The organism is Glaciibacter kafniensis, from assembly GCF_039538945.1.
In the GTDB taxonomy this organism is placed as follows: domain Bacteria; phylum Actinomycetota; class Actinomycetes; order Actinomycetales; family Microbacteriaceae; genus Cryobacterium; species Cryobacterium kafniensis.
On sequence record NZ_BAABCN010000002.1, the window covers coordinates 1,376,166 to 1,393,327 of the forward strand.

The following is a 17,162-nucleotide window of genomic DNA, read 5'->3' on the forward strand; positions in this document are numbered from 1 at the left end:
CCCCATGCCCAACACGCTGGTCATCATTCCGACCTACAACGAGATTGACAACCTCGAGCCGATCGTTTCGCGCGTACGTGCGAACGTCGCCGACGCCGAGGTGCTCATCGTCGACGATTCTTCGCCCGACGGCACCGGGGCACTCGCCGACTCGCTCGCCGCGCGCGATTCGAACGTGCATGTCTTGCATCGTTCCACCAAGAACGGGCTCGGCGCCGCCTACCTTGAAGGATTCGCCTGGGCGCTCTCCCGCGGCTATTACACGCTCGTGCAGATGGACGCCGATGGCTCACACCTGCCGGAACAGCTGCCGAGCCTGCTGGCGGCCAGCGAGAACGCCGAAGTCGTGATGGGTTCACGCTGGGTTACCGGCGGACACATCGTGAACTGGCCGTGGCACCGACGGATGCTCTCCCAGGGCGGGTCGACCTACTCGCGTTTTCTGCTGCACTTGCACCAGCGCGATGTGACGGGCGGCTACCGCGTGTACAGCGCCAACGCTTTGGAGCGGATGCGACTGTCCAGCGTCGAGAGTCTCGGCTACTGCTTTCAGATCGACATGCTTCTTCACGCCGTGCGGGCGGGGCTGACGGTGGTCGAGGTACCGATCACCTTCGTCGAGCGCACCCATGGCGCATCGAAGATGAGCGGCCGGATTGTGCTCGAGGCGATGGGACGCGTCACGATGTGGGGCCTGACCGGGCAGGGCGTTGCGCGCACGAGCGGTTCTCCGGCTGTGGCTGGGTCGCGCCGCGGCTGAGGGCTGAAGCACGGGGACCTCGTTGGTCGAGGAGGCCGCCCGCGATCGGGTCGAGACCCCGTGAGCCGACGTTCAAACGCAACCCACGTCAAGAGATCGACTCGCCGGGTCTCGAGACGCGCGCTCCTGCGTCGCGTGCTCCTCGACCAACGAAATGGCCCATATACCTGAGACGCGCGCTCCTGCGTCGCGTGCTCCTCGACCAACGGGACGGGATTGCCCGAGATGTGTTCTAGTCAAAATGACTATATGATGGACCCAGTGAGTTAAAGTCGATTCAACCTTTACTTGATGGGGCAATCCATGAGCGCTGAGCAACCCGGCACCACCCTTGCGGTGTCGACGGTGATCTTCGCGTTGCGCCCGGATGCGACATCCGGTTTGATGACGCTCTGGCTCCCGCTGGTTCGCCGCACCCGCGAACCCTACGAAGGTCACTGGGCGCTGCCAGGCGGCTGGCTTCCTGACGACGAAGAGCTCGCGACCGCCGCGGCACGCACGCTGCGCGAAACCACGAGCCTCACGCCGACCTACCTGGAGCAGCTCTACACGTTCGGCGCCCTCGACCGCTCCCCCGGTCGCCGCGTGATCTCGGTCGTCTACTGGGCGCTCGTGCAGTCAGTCGAAGCAGCGCAGGTCACTGTCGGTGAGAACGTGAAGTGGTTTCCGGCCGACGCACTGCCGCAACTGGCATTCGACCACAACCGCATCGTCGAATATGCACTCTGGCGATTGCGCACGAAGATGGAATACTCCCGCGTCGCCCACGCCTTTCTCGGCGAGACATTCACGCTTTCGCAGCTGCGCGAGGTGCATGAGGCCGTGTTGCAGAGGCCCCTCGATCCGGCAAACTTTCGGCGCAGCATGGAGGCCTCCGGTTCGATCGTCGACACTGGTGAGCGGCTCGCGGGAGCCCGCAATCGCCCGCCCAGGCTCTACCGGTACAACGCCGAACTTCTCGCCCCCAGCGGCGCTCCGTCCCGCCGCCGCCCGTCAGAGATTCCAGAACGCCCCCACACCGCACGACCCACTCCGGGAGAATCATCATGACCATCGCATCCGTCGACACGACAATTCGTCTCATCAGCACCGGCAGCACGGCCGGCAGCACGTGCAGCCCCGATCTCGCGAAGGGACCGTGGGAGTTCGATGCCGGCGTGCCCGGCTATGGCCCCGGGTCGTCGATGGGTGACGTGATCCCGACCGGCTCGCCGCGCCAAGGCGAGCTGCCGGCCGAGTACCGCACGGCATCCGCTGATGAACTCGATCTGCGCATCCGGTCAGCGAAAGAGACCCTCGGCGACCGCGTCGTCGTTCTCGGCCACTTCTACCAGCGCGAAGAGGTGGTGCGCCACGCCGATTTCGTCGGCGACTCGTTCCAGCTCGCGCAGGCGACCCGCAGTCGACCAGACGCCGAAGCGATCGTGTTCTGCGGCGTGCACTTCATGGCTGAGACCGCCGACCTTCTGTCTGGCCCCGACCAGGCCGTGATTCTGCCGAACCTCGCCGCCGGCTGCTCGATGGCCGACATGGCCGACATCGACTCGGTCACCGAATGCTGGGAACAGCTCAGCGAGCTCTACGGCACCGAAGCGGATGTCGACGGCCGGGTTCCCGTCATCCCCGTCACTTATATGAACTCCTCCGCTGCCCTCAAAGCATTCTGTGGGGAGCATGGCGGCATCGTCTGCACCTCGTCGAACGCCGAGACCGTGCTCGAGTGGGCGTTCGAACGCGGCCAGCGGGTGCTCTTCTTTCCTGACCAGCACCTCGGACGCAACACCGCGAAGGCCATGGGCATCCCGCTCGAGCGCATGCCGATGTGGAACCCGAACCGCCCGCTCGGTGGCAACACCGCTACCGAACTCGACGATGCCCAGGTGATCCTGTGGCACGGCTTCTGCAGCGTGCACAAGCGGTTCACCGTCGACCAGATCGCGAAGGCTCGCCAGGACTACCCCGACGTGCGCGTGATCGTGCACCCCGAGTGCCCGATGCCGGTCGTCGATGCCGCAGACGAGTACGGCTCGACCGATTACATTCGCAAAGCGATCGCCGCCGCCCCGGCCGGATCGACATTCGCCATCGGCACCGAGATCAACCTGGTGCAGAGGCTGGCCGCCGAGCATCCCGAACACACCATTTTCTGCCTCGACCCGGTCGTCTGCCCCTGCTCCACGATGTACCGCATCCACGCGGGCTACCTGGCCTGGGTGCTCGAAGCGCTGGTGGGAACCGCCGAACGCCCGGCCGCCGTGCTCAACCGCATCGCGGTCGCTCCCGACGTCGCCGCGCACGCCACCGTTGCCCTCGAGCGGATGCTTGCAGCCCTGCCGCCGGTGGCGGCTCCGGTCGCTACGTCCGCCGGAGTCTGACATGGCCTCGGTGCTGATCGTCGGCAGCGGCCTCGCCGGGCTGCTGGCCGCCGTGCGCGCCTCCGATGCCGGTCACACCGTCACTCTGGTGACGAAGGCGGAGCTGGCCGAGAGCAATACCCGCTACGCGCAGGGTGGCATCGCCGCTGCCCTGTTTCCGGGTGATTCGGTCGAGGCGCACGTGCAGGACACCCTGCTTGCCGGCGCGGGTCTGAACGACGCAGCGGCCGTGCGGGTGCTCTGCTCCGAAGGGCCGGCCCGGGTGCGGGACCTGATCAGGTTCGGCGTGGATTTCGACCACGACGAGTCGGGTCTGCGTCGCGGCCTGGAGGCGGCGCATTCGCGTTCACGCGTGCTGCATGCCGGCGGTGACGCCACCGGCGCCGCCATCGAAGCCGCGCTGATCGCGACGGTGCGGCGGCGCAGTGCGCTGCCCGGACCGGCCCGGCCCGGTGCCTTGCGCATCAAGGAGCACACGATGCTCGCCGATTTGGTGCTGCAGAACGGCCGTGTGACGGGTGCGCTTGTCGCGGGCGTCAGCGGCGGCGCCACAAGCGGAGCCACAGGCGGCAGCCAGGTCACGCGTCTGATCGAAGCGGATGTCGTAATCCTCGCCACCGGCGGCGCCGGAATGCTCTACCGGCATACCACCAATCCCTCGGTCGCCACCGGTGACGGTGTCGCCGCAGCGTGGCGGGCCGGAGCCGCGGTCGCCGACCTCGAGTTCTATCAGTTCCACCCCACCGCACTCGCGGTGCCCGGCACACCGCTCATTTCGGAGGCCGTGCGCGGTGAGGGAGCCGTGCTGCTCAATTCCCGCGGCGAACGGTTCATGCTCGCCGTGCATCCCGACGCCGAGCTTGCGCCGCGCGACGTGGTGGCGCGGGCGATTGCCGCCGAGATGCACGCGCAGGGCGGCGAGCCGGTGCGCCTCGATGCGACGATGATCAATCGTGCGAAGCTTGAGTCGCGTTTTCCCACCATCACCGCGGCCTGTGCCGCCGCCGGTCTCGATTGGGCGGCTGAGCCCGTTCCGGTCGCTCCGGCCGCGCACTACTGGATGGGCGGCGTCGCCACCGATCAATGGGGGCGCAGCACCCTGCCCGGACTCTTCGCCATCGGTGAGGTCGCCCGCACCGGCGCGCACGGAGCCAACCGTCTCGCCTCAAACTCGTTGCTCGAGGCGGCGGTCTTCGCCGATCGGGCGGTGCGGGCGCTCGATGAATCGATGGTCGAGCCGTTCTCGGTCGAGCCCACCCCACTGGTCGAGCTTGTCGAGACCCCCGCCAGCCAACCCTCGAACGCGACCCGCGTTCGGAGATCGGCTCACCTGGTTTCGACAAGCTCAACCAACGAAACGCAGGCAGAGATGCCTCCCTTCACCCGCACCGCCCTCGCCGACCTCATGTGGCGCTGCGCGGGCGTGCATCGCTCGGGCACCGGACTCGACGAGGCCACCGCCGCTCTCGCCGAGTGGGCCAGCCGCGCCCCCGCATCCGAGCCGCTCAGCGCCGTCGAACGCGAAGACGCCAATCTGCTGCTGCTCGCCCAGCTGACCGTCGCCGCGGCACGTGCTCGCGACGAGTCGCGCGGTGCACATCACCGGGCCGACTTCGTGCTCACCCAGCCGACTCAAGCCCGCTCACGCGCCTGGCGCCGACACGACGATACGACTGCGGCCACCTGGCTGCTCTCGAGTGGCTCTGAACCGGCCGGCTCCGAACTGACTGATTCTGAGCCGACGACCACAGCGGGTTTGCCGGCAGTCCACCCGTTTTCTCAGGCCGAGGAGGCCTTCGCATGTTGACCCGACACGCCATCGACACCATCGTTCGCGCCGCCCTCGACGAAGACGCCCCCTGGGGCGATCTGACCAGCGAGATGCTCATTCCTGCTGACGCCAGCGCCACGGCAGAACTGATCGCGCGCGAACCCGGAGTGTTCAGCGGCGGTGCGGTCTTCGAGTCGGCATTCCGCCTGACGGATGCCGAGATCACCGTGACGCTGAGGCTCACAGACGGCGACGCCTTCGTCGCCGGCGATACGCTCGCCGTCGTCACCGGCTCAGCCCGCGGCATCCTGCAGGCCGAGCGCATCGGTCTGAACTTCGTGCAGCGGATGAGCGGCATCGCCACACTCACCGCGTCGTACGTCGCGGAAGCCGCGGGAACCGGCGCCCGCATTGTCGACACGCGCAAGACCACGCCGGGCCTGCGGGTGCTGGAACGCCAGGCAGTGCGCGACGGTGGCGGGCGCAATCACCGGTTCAGCCTCTCCGACGCGGTGATGGCCAAAGACAACCACCTCGCCATTCTCACCGCCGGCGGACTCGATCTCACCACCGCGCTGCGACAGGTGCGCGAGCGCCTCTCGCACACCACACACCTCGAGGTGGAAGTCGACCGGATCGACCAGATCGAACCCGTCGTGGCGGCCGGCGTCGACACGATCATGCTCGACAATTTCAGCCCAGACGACCTCCGCACCGGTGTGGCGGTGGTGGCCGGTCGCGCCATCGTCGAGGCCAGTGGCGGCGTCAATCTGCACACCGTCGGCGCGATCGCGGCGACCGGTGTCGACGTGATCTCGGTCGGCGCGCTGACCCACAGCGTGCATTCGCTCGATCTCGGCCTCGACGTCGTGATCAACACTCAGCCCGCAGCCGCCACGCCAGCATCCGCCTCGGCCAGCTGACGCGGGCCCCTCTCCAGAACCCAACCGATTCGACACCCCATGATCTACCTCGACAATGCCGCCACCACCCCGGTGCGCCGTGAAGCCCTCGAAGCCATGTGGCCGTTCTTGACCGGCGGCTTCGGAAACCCGTCGAGCCATCATCAGCGGGGCGAGGCCGCGGCGGCCGCGCTCACCGCGGCACGGCGCGACGTTGCGGCAGTATTCGGCTGCCGCCCCGGCGAAGTGGTCTTCACGAGCGGCGGCACGGAGGCGGCGAACCTCGCAGTCAAGGGAATCGCCCTCGGCGCGCCGCGCGGCCGCCACCTCGTGACGACTCCGATCGAACACGAGGCCGTGCTCGCGTCGGCCGATTATCTGCATCGCGTTCACGGTTTCGCCATCACTTTTCTCGCGGTGGATGCGACGGGGCTGGTCGATCCGGCTGAGCTCGCCGCGGTCATCCGTGACGACACCACCCTCGTCTCGGTGCAGTACGCAAACAATGAGGTGGGCACGATCCAGCCGCTGGCCGAGCTGGCCGCGGTGACCCGCTCGCACGGTGTTCCGTTTCACACCGACGCGGTGCAAGCCGCCGGGTGGCTGCCGCTCGACATCGCCGCCCTCGGCGTCGATGCCCTCGGCATCTCCGGCCACAAGGTCGGCGCTCCCCCCGGCATCGGTGCGCTTTTCGTGCGCGGTCGCTACACACTCGAACCGGTGCTGCACGGTGGCGGGCAGGAGCGCGGCAAGCGCAGCGGCACCGAGAATGTCGGCGGCGCCGTCGCATTGGCCACCGCTCTCCGCCTCGCAGACGGGGAACGCGTCGACGCGGCAGCTCGCACGACGAACCTGCGTGACGCACTCATCGACGGTGTTCTCCGCGGCGTCGCGGGTGCCCGATTGACCGGCCACCGCGTCAATCGACTTCCCGGCACCGCATCGTTCGTCTTTCCGGGAACGAGCGGCGAAGCGGTGCTGCTCGAGCTCGAACGGACCGGCATTGTCTGCTCGAGCGGCTCGGCCTGTGCTGCGGGGAGTGATGAGGCCTCTCATGTGTTGACCGCGCTCGGTATCGAGGGCACTGTCGCGCAGACGGCGGTGCGGTTCACCCTCGCGGCGTCGACGTCGGCCGACGAGGTGACGGAAACCGTGGCATCCGTGCGAGCTGCGGTCGACGCCATTGCGCGGCTCGGCGCGTAGCGCAACATTCCCTGCAACACACTCCGTCTGACCAACAATCAGCACCGGCACGCCTCAGCGGGGCTGGTTGACGGCGGTATTCCCGAGTGGTTGCATTGCACTCAAACCGACTCATGAATCCATTCCCCCGAGAGGGCGGAAATGACCGAAATCCGCACCACAGGAGCTGCGACCGGGAGTCAACCCGGCTTCGATTCGTCGGGCGCCGCAGGCGGGGTTGAGGGAGTTCACCCTCCGCAGATCTCGCTGCGCGCGCTGCGCAAGTCGTTCGGGTCGGTGACCGCCGTCGACGGGATCGATCTCGATGTCTTCGATGGGGAGTTCTTCGCGATGCTCGGGCCGTCGGGCTCAGGCAAGACGACGGTGCTCAGGATGATCGCGGGATTCGAAGTCCCGACCTCTGGCTCGGTGTTTCTCGGCGGCGTCGATGCGACGGCGCTTCCCTCCTACCGGCGTGACGTCAATACGGTTTTTCAGGATTACGCGCTCTTTCCGCACATGACCGTCGCGAAGAACATCGAATACGGACTCCTCGTCGACAAGGTGCCGAGGGCCGAACGCATCCGGCGGGTCGGTGAGGCACTGGAGATGGTGCGCCTCGGCGGGTACGAGGCGCGCCGGCCGACTCAGCTCTCCGGCGGCCAACGCCAGCGCGTCGCGCTCGCTCGAGCGCTGGTCAAGCGACCCAAAGTCTTGCTTCTCGACGAACCGCTTGGCGCGCTCGATCTCAAGCTGCGCGAGCAGATGCAGCTCGAGCTCAAGGCCATCCAGCGTGAGGTCGGCATCACCTTTGTCTTCGTGACGCATGACCAAGATGAAGCTTTGACGCTCTGCGATCGCCTGGCCGTGTTCAACAACGGACAGATCGAGCAGCTTGGCGCGGCGCACGAGGTGTACGAGTATCCGGCGACGGCCTTTGTGGCGGCCTTCGTCGGTTCGTCGAATTTCATTGGGGCGGATGCCGCCCAGTCACTTTTCGGCAAGACGGGGTCGTTCGCTGTGCGTCCGGAAAAGGTCGCAATCGCGCCCCGGGGCGAACCCACGCCAACGAACAGCCCCCACCTCGACGGGATCGTGCGCGACGTGGTCTATGCGGGCTCAGTCACACGCATCGTCGTCGACGGGCCAGCCGGGCTCACCCTCAACGCCACGGTGCTCAACGCCGAGGGCGGCGTCGACACCAGCATCCGTCGCGGTGCACCCGTCACTCTGCACTGGCCGGAGACGGCGTTCCGCAGAATCTCGGACTGACCGGGTACGCACCCCGAGAATCCAGAGACAGACGTGGCAGCGCCAGACACCACAGCACTGCACAAGAAGAAGGGCCCCATCATGAGAAGGATGTCTCGCATTGCGACTACGGGTGCGGTCGCCGTATTGGCGACCGCGATGCTCCTGTCCGGATGCTCCTCCGGCGGCACCCCGAATAGCACCTCTGGCACGACCAGAGCAGAGCCGCCGAAAGAATCGATGCAGACGACGCTCGGAGCCGGAGAGGGGCAACTCAACCTGATCGCCTGGGCCGGCTATACCGAGGACGGCTCAAACGACCCCTCGGTCGACTGGGTGCATCCCTTCGAGGCTCAGACCGGCTGCCAGGTGCACACCACCTACGGCTCAACGTCTGACGACATGATCCAGCTCATGCGCACGGGTCAGTACGACGGCGTTTCGGCTTCGGGAGACGCAACACTCCGCCTGATCTACGGCGGCGATGTCGCTCCCGTGAACACGAAGCTGGTGCCCAACTACGACACGATCTCGTCGTTTCTGAAGGACGGCTCGTGGAACTCGGTCAACGGCCAGTCCTACGGGATCCCGCACGGTTGGGGCGCGAATCTGCTGATGTACAACTCGGCGGTTGTGTCGCCGGCACCGACATCCTGGTCGGCGGTGTTCACCGACTCCGGCGAGTACAAGGGCAAAGTCACCGCCTACGACTCCCCCATCTACATTGCGGATGCCGCCCTCTACCTGAAGGCGACGCAGCCGTCGCTCGGCATCACCGACCCGTACTCGCTGACGACCGAGCAGCTTGCCGCAGCCGTCACTCTGCTCAAGCAGCAGAATGCGAATGTCGGTGAGTATTGGTCGGACTTCACGAAAGAGGTGCAGGCGTTCGAATCCGGCACCTCGGTCGTCGGCACGACCTGGCAGGTCATCGCGAATCTGATCAATTCCGACGCCAAGGTCAAAGTCGAGACAGTCGTGCCGACTGAGGGTGTGACCGGATGGTCGGACACGTGGATGGTGTCCACCAAGGCGAAGCACCCGAACTGCATGTACGAGTGGATGAACTACATCACCTCGCCCACGGTGAACGCCCAGGTCGCCGAGTGGTACGGCGAGTCCCCCTCCCAGACGCTCGCCTGCGAGGAGACGACCGATCCCAACTTCTGCACGACCTACCACGCTACCGATGCCGCGTATGCGGCGAAGATCTACTACTGGACGACGCCCACCGCGCAGTGCCTCGACGGCAAGGGTGACAACTGCACCTCGTACTCCGACTGGGTGAACGCGTGGCAGCAGATCAGAGGGTAGCTGCGACACGACCCCCCAGCTACCTTTCCACGAGGCCCAGGGCGCGGCTCGCGCTGTTGCTCAGCGTGCCGCTGCTCTGGCTCGTCGTGATGTACCTCGGATCGATCCTGGTGATGCTCGTCTCAGCGTTCTGGACGGTCAACGACTTCACCGGAGCTGTCGAGCACACATTCACGCTCGACAACTTTGCCCGGCTTTTCACCGACCCGCTCTTCGGAATTGTCGCCCTGCGCACCATCCTGGTCGCGATCGGTGTGACCGTGATCGACGCGGTGATTGCCATTCCGATGGCACTTTATATGAGCAAGGTCGCCTCGCCCCGGGCGCGACTGGTGCTGCTCGTCGCGGTGACCACACCGCTCTGGGCGAGCTATCTGGTGAAGGCATATGCCTGGCGAATTCTGGTCGAACCGAACGGCCCGATCGCATTCGTGACCGGCGGGCAGACCCCGGGCTACGGTCTCACCGCCACGGTCATCACGCTCGCCTACCTGTGGCTGCCGTTCATGATCATTCCGGTCTACGCGGGTTTCGACCGCGTCTCCAACTCTCTCGTTGAGGCCAGCTTCGACCTGGGCGGCAGCGCCTGGCGCACGGTGCGTTCGGTCGTCTTGCCTCTGGTGTTCCCCGCCATCGCGGCGGGCTCCATTTTCACGTTCTCTCTCACCCTCGGCGACTACATCGCGGTCGGAATCGTCGGAGGCAAGACCCAGCTCCTCGCCAACCTCATCTACGGCCAGCTCGTGACCGCCAACAATCTGCCATTCGCGGCGACGCTGTCCCTCATTCCGCTCGCAGCCATCGTGCTGTACCTGTTCGCACTGCGACGCACCGGAGCATTGGAGAACGTCTGATGAAACTTCCTGTTCCCCTTCGCGCCGCCCTTACCGTGTGCATGGTGCTAGGACTCGCGTTCCTCTACATCCCCCTGCTCCTCATCGTGCTGAACTCCTTCAACAGCTCACGCACCTTCGGTTTTCCGCCCACGGGGTTCACCCTCGAATGGTGGCAGAAGGCCGCGGCGAGCAGCGGTGCCCTCAGCGCCCTGGGCACCTCGGTCGTCGCGGGCCTGTGCGCGATGGTGATCGCGCTGGGGCTCGGAACCATGGCCGCGTTCGCCGTGCAGCGCTATGCGTTCTTCGGTCGCACCACGATCAGTTTCCTGGTCGTGCTGCCGATCACGCTCCCCGGGATCATCACCGGCATCGCACTCAACGCCACCTTCGTTCAGGTGCTCGGCCCGCTCGGGGTTGCTCTCGGCCTGGCCACCGTCATCATCGGTCACGCCACGTTCTGCATCGTCATCGTTTACAACAATGTGCAGGCACGACTGCGCCGCATGGGAAGCTCGCTCGAGGAGGCATCCGCCGACCTCGGGGCGACCGGCTGGCAGACCTTCTGGCGTGTCACCCTGCCCAATGTGCGCGGCGCGCTCATCGCGGGCGCGGTGCTCGCTTTTGCCCTCAGTTTCGACGAAATCGTCGTCACCACCTTCACCGCGGGCCCGGCAATCCAGACCCTGCCGTTGTGGATCTTCAACAATCTCTTCCGGCCGAACCAGGCGCCCGTCGTCAACGTCGTCGCTGCGGTGCTGGCCCTGCTCGCCGTCGTGCCCGTCTGGCTGGCGCAGCGCTTTTCAGACGACTCGACGGCGAGCCGGATTTAACCGATCTAGCCGCGCAGCCTGGAAACACGAAATCGCCCCTGAGAATCTCAGGAGCGATTTCGTGTGGCCGTTTCGAGAACTGCCATCTGTTGCGGGGACAGGATTTGAACCTGCGACCTCTGGGTTATGAGCCCAGCGAGCTACCGAACTGCTCCACCCCGCGCTACAAGATCAATACTACCGGACGTTTTCGGGCCTTCGAACCACGTGCACTCGCTACGCGTGACCCACGCTGGTTCAGGCGCCGCCTCCCACGCGTCGGCGGAGCACGATGTAGGTGTAGCCCTGGTAGAGCAGCACCAACGGAAAGAAGACGGCGGCCACGATCGTCATCACCGTGAGCGCGTACTCGCCTGACGCGCTCCCTGCCACCGTGAGGCTGTACTCGGCCTTGGTGCTCGATACGAGCACATCGGGAAAGAGGCTCGCAAACAGCGAACCGACTGTCGCCGCGATCGCGATCGCCGTCGCCACGAAAGCGCCCTTCTCGCTCCGCCGCCCGACCCACAGGGCCGTGACGATCGCGAGCAGCGCGACGGCGAGCAGCACGTATGACGGCCATCCCGGTTGGGCCATGAGTGACGTCCAGACCGCGAAAACGGCGACCATCACCAGGGCGATGATGCCCAGCGCCACCGACCAGCGGGTTGCGCGCTCCCGGAGGTCGTCGGTCGTGCGAATCGCGAGGAACGTCGCGCCATGAAACAGGCACAGCGCGACGAGCGTCAGGCCCGTCCACACGCTGAATCCCGAGAAGATGTCCGAGACATTGCCGGTGAATGCACCGTCCGAGTTGATCGGGAGTCCGGCCAGCAGCGCTCCGAGCGCCATTCCGAGCGCGAACGGGGCCACCACGCTTCCGACGCTGAGCCCGACACTCCATGCCCCGCGCCAGGAGTGGCCGCGGCCTCTGCCCCGCCACTCCAGTGCGACTCCACGCGCGATGAGCGCGAGGAGCAGAATCAGGACTCCGAGGTAGAGCGCGGACAGCCACGTGGCGTACCAGGCAGGGAAGGCCGCGAAGATCGCCGCCGTACCCACCACGAGCCACACCTCGTTTCCGTCCCAGAACGGGGCGATCGTGTTGACCGCCGTCCTACGCTCGGTCTCGGATCGGCCGATGAAAGCGTGCAATGCGCCGACTCCGAAGTCAAAGCCCTCGAGCACGAAGAACCCCGTCCAGAAGACGGCGATGATGACGAACCATATGTCGGCGAGATTCACGAGTCCTCCTCAGCGGGTCACGTCAGTAGGTCAGGGCGGGAGTGTCACGGTCGTCGCTCGCGCGTTCTTCTTCTGGAACATCGAGGCCGCGACGGGCATACCGGAGCATGAGCACAACGTCGAGCACGATCAGGAACAGGTACACCACGAAGAACGCCACCAGGCTCACAATGATCTCTGTGGCCGAGACGGTCGTCGACACTCCGTCCGCTGTCTTCATGAGTCCCTGGACGATCCATGGCTGACGCCCGCTCTCTGTCAGCAGCCACCCGGCGGTGTTCATGACGAAGAGCAGTGGCACGGCCCACGTCGCGAGGAATAGGAACACCCGGGATGTCGGCAATTTCTTGCGGGCGGCCAGCCACACACCCCACAGCGCGACGAGGAAGAACAGGGTGCCCAGGTAGGCCATCACCCTCATCGACCAGTACTGAATGGCCACGTCGGGCACGTAGTTGCCCGGGCCGTACTCAGCCTCGCTCTGCGTCTGCAGCTCATTCAGGCCGACGACTTCGCCGTCCCACGTACCGGTCGCCAGTAGGGACAGCAGATGCGGAACTTGCAGGATCTTGGTCGCACCCTCATCCGAGCTCGTGAACCCGCCGATCTGCAACAGCGAGAACGAGCACGGCTGACAGGTCTCCCATTGGGCCTCTGCGGCCGAGATCTTCATCGGCTGGTAGGTCGCCTCGATCACCCCGAGGTGGCTGCCGACACCCAGTGCGAGCACCGAGGCCGGAAGGAGCACGATGAGCGACACCAGCGCGGATGTCTTGAAGGCGAGATGCCCTCGTCTCAGCTGCCACGCCGAAACCGCGAGCATCACGACCGCGCCAGTGACGAGCGAAGCGAGGATCACGTGGATGTACCCCCAGATGAACACTGGGTTGCTGAAGACATCCCCTATCGACGAGAGCACAGGGCGACCATCCGAGTCCGTCGTGTAGCCGACCGGATGCTGCATCCACGAGTTCGCTGCCATGATGAACGCCGCCGAGAGCATCGCCCCCACCGCCACAAGCCACGCCGAGAGCAGGTGCACGCGGCGCGGCAGCACCTTCCAGCCGAACACCCAGAGCCCCAGGAACGTGGACTCCAGGAAGAACGCGGCAAGCCCCTCCATCGCCAACGGTGCGCCGAAGACGTCACCAACGAACAGGGAATAGGCAGACCAGTTCATGCCGAACTGGAACTCCTGCACGAGCCCCGTCACTACCCCGATTGCGACATTGATCAGCAGGAGCGTTCCGAAGAAGCGGGTCAGACGCTCGAAGCGGATCTCGCGCGTGCGGTACCACTTGGTGTGGAGGATGGCCATGAGGAACGCCAGTCCAATGGTCACGGGAACGAAGAAGAAGTGATAGATGCTCGTTGACGCGAACTGGATGCGGGCGAGGTCTGTCGGGTCCATATGATCAGTCACCTCCATCGCCTTCGACCATCCTGCACGGGACCAGGCTCGGCATGCCGGCCCTCCAACGAAGGCGGCCGCAGCAGCCGCAGCCAGTGTCCACCCGGTCTGCGCATCGGGCAAGAGCAGCCCGTTCCGGCACACGCTGCGCGAACCAAGCGAATCGACCATGCGCGACCCTGAGATCCAGAGATTGGGTATCGCGCACTGCCCGGTCGGAGTATAAATGTCGAAGTCGAGACTGACTCACGTATGGAGACTCCGATGCCCACTTCAACTTCGCCGGAGAATGATTCTGCCCCTGACCAGTGGTCACAGGTCGCCGATGTCCTGGTGGTCTTCGGGATAACAGGAGACCTCGCCCGGGTGATGACATTCCGCTCGCTGTACCGTCTGGAACTCCGAGGGCTGCTCGATTGTCCGATCGTGGGGGTGGCCGTCGACGACTGGACATTGGAGCGCCTGGTGCAGCACGCACGGGATTCGATCGCCGCAACGGGTGAAGTGGTGGACGAGGAGACCTTCGCACGGTTCGCCGGGCGACTGGCCTACGTGCAGGGTGACTTCGGCGATGCAGCAACCTACCAACGGGTCGGCGAGGCCATCAGCGGTGCCAAACACCCGGTGTTCTACCTCGAGATCCCGCCCTTTCTTTTCGGCAGGGTCGCACAGGGACTTGCGGAGGCCGGTCTCACAACCGCGGCCCGCGTTGTAGTGGAGAAGCCGTTCGGCCACGATCTCGAATCCGCGAAGGCGCTGGCGGCGGAACTGCACCAGTACCTGGACGAGGCTCAGCTGTACCGAATCGACCACTACCTCGGAAAGATGGGCTACGAGGAGATCCTCTACCTCCGCTTCGCCAACACCGTCCTCGAACCGCTGTGGAACCGAAGCTACGTGGAGTGCGTGGAGATCACGATGGCCGAGGAATTCGGTGTGGAAGACAGGGGTCATTTCTACGACCCCGTCGGTGCGCTGCGCGACGTGGTCGTCAACCACCTCATGCAAGTAGTGGCCGCCGCCGCGATGGAGCCGCCGTCCGGACAGGGCCCGGACGCACTCCACGACGCGGTGGTCACGCTGTTCCGCGCCGTGAAAGCCGCCGACCCCGCTCACTACGTCCGAGGTCAGTACGACGGATACCAGGACATCAACGGGGTCGCCTCAGGCTCGACGACCGAAACGTACGCAGCCGTGCGGCTCGAGATCGACAACTGGCGGTGGGCAGGTGTCCCGTTCTACATCCGCACGGGCAAAAGACTCCCCGTCACCCAGACCGAATTGCGCATCATCTTCCGGGCGCCGCCGCCCATCCACGTCGGGCTGGGTGCCGCCGAGGGCCGAGCACCCGTGCGTGACGAGTTCGTCGTCAAGCTCGATCCTTCCACCGGTGCCCGGGTGATTGTCGACGCCCATCGGGCCGATGGTCGGGGCCCACAGGCGATCACCCTTGACGCGGAGTTCGCCGATGAGGGCGGCGAGGGCGCAACGCCCTACGAGGTGCTGCTGCACGCCGCGATCGTCGGCGACTCCGCCCGCTTCAAGCGACAGGACGAGGTCGAAGAGAACTGGCGCATCATGCAGCCGCTGATCGACAACCCACCGCCCGTGCATCCCTACGCCGCCGGAACATGGGGCCCCGCAATCGCATCCACCCTCGTTGCGCACCACGGCGGATGGCACGGTCCCTGGATCGTCACGTCGAACGGGGCCGACACGTGAGTCTCTCGAAAAACGAAACCATCTGAGGAGAAACTCATGCCCGACGAGTATGACGTCATCATCGTGGGATCCGGAGCAGGCGGAGGCACCCTCGCGCACCGGCTGGCCCCTTCGGGCAAGCGAGTGCTGATCCTCGAACGCGGCGACTGGCTGCCCCGGGAAGCCGAGAACTGGGATGCCACCGCCGTCTTCGTTGACAACCGCTACGTCTCGAAAGACATCTGGTATGACAAGCACGGGAAATCCTTCCAGCCCCAGGTCCACTACTTCGTGGGCGGAGCGACGAAGTTCTACGGAGCGGCGCTGTACCGGCTCCGTGAGGCGGACTTCGGCGAACTGAAGCATCACGGCGGAATCTCGCCCGCGTGGCCGATCGACTACAGCGACCTCGAACCCTACTATGCGCAGGCCGAGGATCTGTATCAGGTGCACGGCATCCGCGGTGAGGATCCGTCGGACCCGCCCGGCGGTCCTTACCCGTACCCGCCGGTGTCACACGAGCCACGCATCCAGGAGCTCTTCGACGGCCTGGGCAAAGCGGGGCTGCATCCTTTCCACTCCCCCAACGGGATCATGCTCAATGAGGCGAACCCGGCCTTCAGCGCCTGCATCCGCTCCGCCACGTGCGACGGATTCCCCTGTCTGCTCCATGCGAAGTCCGACGCCGACGTGATCGGCGTGCGCCCCGCAATCGCGCACGACAACGTCACGCTCGTGCGCAATGCGGAGGTCCGACGACTCGAAACCGATCCGTCCGGCCGCACGGTCACGTCAGTGGTCGTGGACGTCGACGGCATCGAGCAGAGATTCACCGGTGCGATCGTCGTCGTCTCGGCCGGGGCGGCGAACTCCGCGAAGCTACTGCTGTCCAGTGCGAACGACAGGCATCCGAATGGGCTTGCCAATGGGTCTGATCAGGTCGGTCGCAACTATGTCTTCCACAACAGTCGCGCGTTCCTCGCCATCTCCGTGGAGAAGAACGAGACCCGCTTTCAGAAGACTCTCGGCTTGAACGACTGGTACCTCGGCGACGACGACTTCGAGTACCCCATGGGAAGCGTGCAGATGGTCGGGAAATCCTCGCCTCCGATGTACCGGGGCGAGCAGCACATCGCCAAGCTCGCGCCTATGTTCACGCTCAGCGAGATGGCGGAACACGCTGTCGACTTCTGGCTCTCGGCAGAGGATCTCCCTGACCCTGACAATCGCGTCACGCTGGGTAAAGACGGAAACGTCGTACTGAGCTACACGCAGAACAACCGAGAGCCTCTTGAACAGCTCTACCGCCGGGTGAAGAAGCACCTCAGCCACCTCGGAATGCATCCTGACCACCTGATCCCCCGCGACATCTACATGAAGAACGACATTCCCATCGCAGGCTGCGCCCACCAGGCCGGTACCGTGCGTTTCGGTAGCGACCCAACCACGTCAGTGTTGGACACCGACTGCAAGTCTCACGAGGTGGACAACTTGTACGTCGTCGACACGAGCTTCTTCCCCAGCATCGGGGCGGTGAATCCCGCCCTCACCGCGATGGCCAACGCCCTGCGAGTGGGCGACCACTTGCTCGCTCGGCTCGGCTGA

At 65.4% G+C, this 17,162-nt stretch carries 14 protein-coding genes and 1 tRNA gene; 12 read left to right on the plus strand and 3 right to left on the minus strand.

From position 1 onward, the window contains the following. Window positions 1-4 precede the first annotated feature (4 nt). The 10 genes from ABD791_RS06980 to ABD791_RS07025 all read left to right on the plus strand — a co-directional run bounded on the left by ABD791_RS06980 (window position 5) and on the right by ABD791_RS07025 (window position 11,221). Complete coding sequence (locus tag ABD791_RS06980) at window positions 5-760, plus strand: polyprenol monophosphomannose synthase (RefSeq protein WP_345063831.1); 756 nt, start codon at window positions 5-7, stop codon at window positions 758-760. A 303-nt stretch (window positions 761-1,063) separates the two neighbouring features. Next, window positions 1,064-1,810 carry an NUDIX hydrolase gene (locus tag ABD791_RS06985; protein WP_345063834.1) on the plus strand — a complete coding sequence of 249 codons (747 nt, stop codon included), beginning with the start codon at window positions 1,064-1,066 and terminating at the stop codon, window positions 1,808-1,810. Continuing rightward, window positions 1,807-3,135, plus strand: coding sequence for a quinolinate synthase NadA (nadA, locus tag ABD791_RS06990; protein ID WP_345063837.1), 1,329 nt, complete (start codon window positions 1,807-1,809; stop codon window positions 3,133-3,135). The genes ABD791_RS06985 and nadA overlap by 4 nt, the downstream gene beginning before the upstream one ends. A 1-nt stretch (window position 3,136) precedes the next feature. Beyond that, a complete protein-coding gene (nadB, locus tag ABD791_RS06995) occupies window positions 3,137-4,942 on the plus strand; it encodes an L-aspartate oxidase (protein ID WP_345063839.1) in 1,806 nt (601 codons plus the stop codon). After that, complete coding sequence (gene nadC / locus ABD791_RS07000; protein ID WP_345063842.1) at window positions 4,936-5,829, plus strand: carboxylating nicotinate-nucleotide diphosphorylase; 894 nt, start codon at window positions 4,936-4,938, stop codon at window positions 5,827-5,829. Before nadB ends, nadC begins: the two co-directional genes overlap by 7 nt. A gap of 39 nt (window positions 5,830-5,868) precedes the next feature. Further along, on the plus strand, window positions 5,869-7,011 hold the full coding sequence (locus ABD791_RS07005; protein ID WP_345063844.1) for a cysteine desulfurase family protein: 1,143 nt from the start codon (window positions 5,869-5,871) through the stop codon (window positions 7,009-7,011). 141 nt (window positions 7,012-7,152) lie between these two features. After that, entirely contained in the window at window positions 7,153-8,262 is a 1,110-nt protein-coding gene (locus ABD791_RS07010; RefSeq protein ID WP_345063847.1) for an ABC transporter ATP-binding protein, read from the plus strand. Window positions 8,263-8,343: 81 nt separating this feature from the next. Further along, complete coding sequence (locus ABD791_RS07015; RefSeq protein WP_345063849.1) at window positions 8,344-9,555, plus strand: ABC transporter substrate-binding protein; 1,212 nt, start codon at window positions 8,344-8,346, stop codon at window positions 9,553-9,555. Beyond that, entirely contained in the window at window positions 9,534-10,409 is an 876-nt protein-coding gene (locus tag ABD791_RS07020) for an ABC transporter permease (RefSeq protein ID WP_345063852.1), read from the plus strand. The genes ABD791_RS07015 and ABD791_RS07020 overlap by 22 nt, the downstream gene beginning before the upstream one ends. Beyond that, the gene (locus tag ABD791_RS07025; protein WP_345063856.1) at window positions 10,409-11,221 is read left to right on the plus strand and encodes an ABC transporter permease; all 813 of its coding nucleotides are present in this window, start codon (window positions 10,409-10,411) and stop codon (window positions 11,219-11,221) included. Before ABD791_RS07020 ends, ABD791_RS07025 begins: the two co-directional genes overlap by 1 nt. Before the next feature lie 89 nt (window positions 11,222-11,310). Here ABD791_RS07025 and ABD791_RS07030 read toward each other — a convergent pair. The 3 genes from ABD791_RS07030 to ABD791_RS07040 all read right to left on the minus strand — a co-directional run bounded on the left by ABD791_RS07030 (window position 11,311) and on the right by ABD791_RS07040 (window position 13,868). Continuing rightward, window positions 11,311-11,384, minus strand: a tRNA-Met gene (locus ABD791_RS07030). Between the two features lie 74 nt (window positions 11,385-11,458). Beyond that, window positions 11,459-12,445: a cytochrome d ubiquinol oxidase subunit II gene (gene cydB / locus ABD791_RS07035; RefSeq protein ID WP_345063859.1), complete on the minus strand. Its 987-nt coding sequence runs from the start codon at window positions 12,443-12,445 to the stop codon at window positions 11,459-11,461. A gap of 22 nt (window positions 12,446-12,467) precedes the next feature. Next, entirely contained in the window at window positions 12,468-13,868 is a 1,401-nt protein-coding gene (locus ABD791_RS07040; RefSeq protein WP_345063862.1) for a cytochrome ubiquinol oxidase subunit I, read from the minus strand. 252 nt (window positions 13,869-14,120) lie between these two features. On the opposite strand from ABD791_RS07040, the gene zwf reads away from it, so the two are divergent. Continuing rightward, entirely contained in the window at window positions 14,121-15,578 is a 1,458-nt protein-coding gene (gene zwf / locus ABD791_RS07045; RefSeq protein ID WP_345063865.1) for a glucose-6-phosphate dehydrogenase, read from the plus strand. Window positions 15,579-15,614: 36 nt separating this feature from the next. Continuing rightward, a complete protein-coding gene (locus tag ABD791_RS07050) occupies window positions 15,615-17,162 on the plus strand; it encodes a GMC oxidoreductase (RefSeq protein ID WP_345063868.1) in 1,548 nt (515 codons plus the stop codon).

Bases quoted from the DNA above. Each gene is read 5' to 3' on its own strand.
- nadA (WP_345063837.1), top strand. From the start codon at position 1,807: ATGACCATCGCATCCGTCGACACGACAATTCGTCTCATCAGCACCGGC.
- nadC (WP_345063842.1), top strand. From the start codon at position 4,936: ATGTTGACCCGACACGCCATCGACACCATCGTTCGCGCCGCCCTCGAC.
- ABD791_RS07050 (WP_345063868.1), top strand. From the start codon at position 15,615: ATGCCCGACGAGTATGACGTCATCATCGTGGGATCCGGAGCAGGCGGA.
- ABD791_RS07025 (WP_345063856.1), top strand. From the start codon at position 10,409: ATGAAACTTCCTGTTCCCCTTCGCGCCGCCCTTACCGTGTGCATGGTG.
- ABD791_RS07015 (WP_345063849.1), top strand. From the start codon at position 8,344: ATGAGAAGGATGTCTCGCATTGCGACTACGGGTGCGGTCGCCGTATTG.
- ABD791_RS06980 (WP_345063831.1), top strand. From the start codon at position 5: ATGCCCAACACGCTGGTCATCATTCCGACCTACAACGAGATTGACAAC.
- zwf (WP_345063865.1), top strand. From the start codon at position 14,121: ATGCCCACTTCAACTTCGCCGGAGAATGATTCTGCCCCTGACCAGTGG.
- ABD791_RS07005 (WP_345063844.1), top strand. From the start codon at position 5,869: ATGATCTACCTCGACAATGCCGCCACCACCCCGGTGCGCCGTGAAGCC.
- ABD791_RS06985 (WP_345063834.1), top strand. From the start codon at position 1,064: ATGAGCGCTGAGCAACCCGGCACCACCCTTGCGGTGTCGACGGTGATC.
- ABD791_RS07010 (WP_345063847.1), top strand. From the start codon at position 7,153: ATGACCGAAATCCGCACCACAGGAGCTGCGACCGGGAGTCAACCCGGC.
- nadB (WP_345063839.1), top strand. From the start codon at position 3,137: ATGGCCTCGGTGCTGATCGTCGGCAGCGGCCTCGCCGGGCTGCTGGCC.